Annotated in this window: 3 protein-coding genes; 1 reads left to right on the top strand and 2 read right to left on the bottom strand. The window is 65.7% G+C overall.

Annotated elements, in window-relative coordinates:
• Positions 1–125: 125 nt before the first annotated feature.
• Both TVC13_RS17895 and TVC13_RS17890 read right to left on the bottom strand, forming a co-directional pair.
• On the bottom strand, positions 126–1,217 hold the full coding sequence (locus TVC13_RS17895; RefSeq protein ID WP_422402477.1) for an ABC transporter substrate-binding protein: 1,092 nt from the start codon (positions 1,215–1,217) through the stop codon (positions 126–128).
• A 153-nt stretch (positions 1,218–1,370) separates the two neighbouring features.
• The gene (locus TVC13_RS17890) at positions 1,371–2,753 is read right to left on the bottom strand and encodes an NtaA/DmoA family FMN-dependent monooxygenase (RefSeq protein ID WP_422402476.1); all 1,383 of its coding nucleotides are present in this window, start codon (positions 2,751–2,753) and stop codon (positions 1,371–1,373) included.
• Between the two features lie 67 nt (positions 2,754–2,820).
• Here TVC13_RS17890 and TVC13_RS17885 point away from each other — a divergent pair, with 67 nt between their 5' ends.
• Positions 2,821–3,303, top strand: a complete 483-nt coding sequence (locus tag TVC13_RS17885; protein WP_422402475.1) for an Lrp/AsnC family transcriptional regulator — start codon at positions 2,821–2,823, stop codon at positions 3,301–3,303.
• Positions 3,304–3,406: the final 103 nt, after the last annotated feature.

The following is a 3,406-nucleotide window of genomic DNA, read 5'->3' as shown; positions in this document are numbered from 1 at the left end:
GAGCTGGCCCAGTCCGGCGGGCAGCAGCGCCTCAAGGTCCGGCGGTTCGTTCATTTCGTGCTGGTGCGGAGCCACCTCGGCGCCGGGGGGGGGGGGGCCGCCCCCCCCCCCCCCGGTCCAGCTGGCTAACCGCCCGCGATGATGTCCAGGAAGGTGGAATCGATCTCGGCCTTGTTGTTTGAGTGCCAGACGTAGTCCTGGCGGTAGAGCCCCTCGAAGTTTGCCGGGTAGTTGGCCAGACGTTCGGCGACATCCGGTTCAATGAAGTCCAGCGCCTCCGGGTGCGGCACCGTGTACTGCAGGGCGGTGGCCCACTTGGCCTGGGCCTCCGGGTTTTCCGCGAGCCACGTGACGTACTTCAGCGCGGACTCCTTGTTCGGGGCGTCGGCGAGGATGCTTGAGGAACCGGTGACGTAGAGGCCGTCCCAGGCGATGTTCAGGTTTACGCCCTCATCCTGGACGGCGAAGGCGCGGCCGCTGGCCATGATGCCCATGTCCGCTTCGCCCTGGAGCATGGCCTGGTTCTGCTGGTCGCCGGAGGTGTACCAGACAGTGGTGGACGGTGCGACGGCGCGCAGGCCCTCGGCGATGCGGTCCACGCCTTCGGATTCCTCGAAGAGGGCGTCGCGCTCGCTGCCGGTGGCTACGGCAAGGGCGTTGACCAGCACGCCAAAGAAGCCGGGATCGCCCGGAAGCATGCGGTTGCCGGGGAAGGCCTCGGTGTCGAAGAATTCCTCGATGGTGGTGGGGCACGCGGCAACTGCGTCTTCATTGCAGACCACAACCATGCCGTAGCCGGACCAGGAGTAGTCGTAGTCGGTGACGTTGTCGGCGCCGTAGGCGTCTTCCAGTGCGGCGCGGGTGTCATCGTCCCAGTTGGCCAGCAGGCCTTCCTGGTTCAGGAAGTAGCCGTCCTGGAGGGCCATGCCGTCGAGGATGTCCCATTCCACCGTGCCGGTCTGGTCCATGGACTGCACCATGGAGACGTGGTTTCCGGCGTCGAGCACTTCCACCTCGATCCCCGTGTCTTCGGTGAACTCAGCGGCGAGCCCGCGGGTCGCTTCCGCGTATGCGCCGCCCCAGCTGGAGATGACCAGCTTGCCGGTTTCCGCCGCTTCCGTGCTGTCGGCCGCCTGGGTCTCCCCTGAGCAGCCGGCCAGCGCCAGCGAACCCGCGACGCCGAGCAGCAGAAGCGGTTTTATGCCTTTCCGTGCCATAGTGCCTCCTCGTTTGAGTGATGTTGCCTAACCGTAGTCACGAGTTCGTAACTCACTCAAGGATTTCTGTGAATTTCATCGTTACGCGCTTGTAAAATCTCGTAATACGCAAACAAAGTAATAAAAATCCAGTATCCCAATACCGGTTATGCGTCAGGAGGGCCGGTAGGCAGCCGCCGGATGAGTCGGTGCGATGCGGGAATGCCCGGCCCCGAAGACGTGCTCGCGCAGGGTGTGTCCCTCGTACGCCAGCCGGTAGCGGCCGCGGCGCTGCAGCTCGGGGACCACGTGCTCGCCGAAGTCCCGGACCGTGTGCGGATGGGAGTAGTTGCGCAGGTTGAAGCCGTCCAGTCCGAAGGTGTCGGCCCACTCCTCCACCTTGTCCGCCACCGCGGCGGCGTCTCCGCAGACGAAGAACCGTTCGTTGGAAAGGTCCGCGGCCGCGTCGATCAGTTCCCCGATGGCCAGGTCCGGCTGCCGGCCGTAGGCGCCGGAGTCAGCCCTCGCCTGGCCTGCCGCCTCCAGGGCGTCCGTGACACGCATGGAGCGGGGGAACGCGAAGGGATCGAAGCCGCGGCCGAACTCGTGGGCCAGGTAGCCCTCGGCACGTGTGAAGGACTGGTAGCGGTCCAGCTTCGCCCGGGCCTCCGCGCTCGTTTCACCAACGATGATGTTGATCTGGGGCACGATCTTCAGCTCCGAGGGGCCCCGGCCGAAGGCCGCTGCCTGTTCGCGCAGGTCCCTGATGACGGCATGCATGCTCTCGTCATTGCGGTTCAGCACGAACACCACCTCGGCGTGCTTCGCTGCGAACTTCCGTCCCCGGTCGCTCATCCCGGCCTGGAAGAGCAGGGGCGTCCGCTGCGGGCTTGGGTCTACGAGTGAGGGGCCGGAGCAGCGGTAGTGCGGTCCAGTGTGGTCGATCCGGTGCACTCGGGCGGGATCGGCGTAGATCCCGCCTTCGGCGTCCGCAACGACGGCGCCGTCCTCCCAGCTCTGTTCGAAAAGCTTGTAGGCCACGTCCATGAAGTCCTCGGCCCGGTCGTAGCGTTCCTCGCTGGTCAGATGGGCGGGGTCAAAGCCGAAGTTTTCATTGGCGTTGGGGTGGTAGGACATGACGATGTTCCAGCCGATCCGTCCGCCGCTGAGCTGGTCCAGTGAAGCCATGCGCCGGGCCAGGGCGAACGGGTGCTCGTAAGTGCAGGACTGGGTGACGGCAATGCCCAGATGCGTGGTTGCCGGAATCACTGCGGCGGCCACCACGGCCGGGTCCAGCTCGGGAACGTGGATTCCCTCGCGCAGCGCCAGGTCCTGGGAGCCGGCGTGCGCTGCGGAAATTCCCAGGACGTCGGCGATGAAGAGCGAATCGAAGAGCGCGGCTTCGCAGGCCCGGGCCGTCTCCTGCCAGAACGCCACGTCCCGGAAGCGGCGCTTCTGGTTTTCCGGCAGCCGCCACAGCCCGTAGTTGTTGTGGCTGGGCGAGGCCATGTCCAGGAGGTTGAAATGTAGGATTTGTGCTTGGTCGGGTTCACGCATGGTCCGGTCCTTGTCTGTAGGTCGAATACGTCAGTGGCTGGAAACAGGTCAGTCCGGAAGGAACCCCGTGCAACTCAATGCCCCGAAGATTGACGAGGTGGATCGCCGGATCATCTCCCTGCTGCAGCAGGACGGGCGGCGGTCCTTCACCTCGATCGGACGGGAGCTCGGACTCAGCGAAGGAGCCGTGCGGTACCGGACGCAGAACCTGACGGCCTCCGGTCTGATCCAGATTGTTGCGGTGTCCGACCCGCTGGAGCTGGGGTACGAGATCCTCACGATGGTGGATGTTGAAACCCGCCCCGGAGCTGAGGAAGCCGTGGCTGCCGAGCTTGCGGGGCTCGAGGAATGCATCTGGGTGGCGCTGCTCGGCAACGGTCCGGCCCATGTGCGGGTGGAGGTGCTCTGCGGGTCCCCGGAGTCCTACGCCCGGCTGCTCTTCGACGTAATCGGCAAGATCGACGGCGTCGTGCGGACGCAGGCCGTGCCGGTCCTGGACATTGTGAAGTCCAACTTTGGCTGGGATCTGCTGCAGGCGCCGGAGTCCTAGCTCCCGGCCCCGGAACCGCGGTGGACTTCAGGCCCTGTCCGCACGGCGCCAGTAGCGGGGGTGTTAGTGGTGGGGGCGGGCACGTCGATGGCCTCCTGGGTGG

Source organism: Arthrobacter sp. 3Tela_A, from assembly GCF_049311025.1.
GTDB lineage: Bacteria > Actinomycetota > Actinomycetes > Actinomycetales > Micrococcaceae > Arthrobacter_B.
Note: the sequence above shows the minus strand (reverse complement) of the source record. Positions and strands in the feature narration are given on the sequence as shown.

Bases quoted from the DNA above. Each gene is read 5' to 3' on its own strand.
- TVC13_RS17895 (WP_422402477.1), bottom strand. From the start codon at position 1,217: ATGGCACGGAAAGGCATAAAACCGCTTCTGCTGCTCGGCGTCGCGGGT.
- TVC13_RS17890 (WP_422402476.1), bottom strand. From the start codon at position 2,753: ATGCGTGAACCCGACCAAGCACAAATCCTACATTTCAACCTCCTGGAC.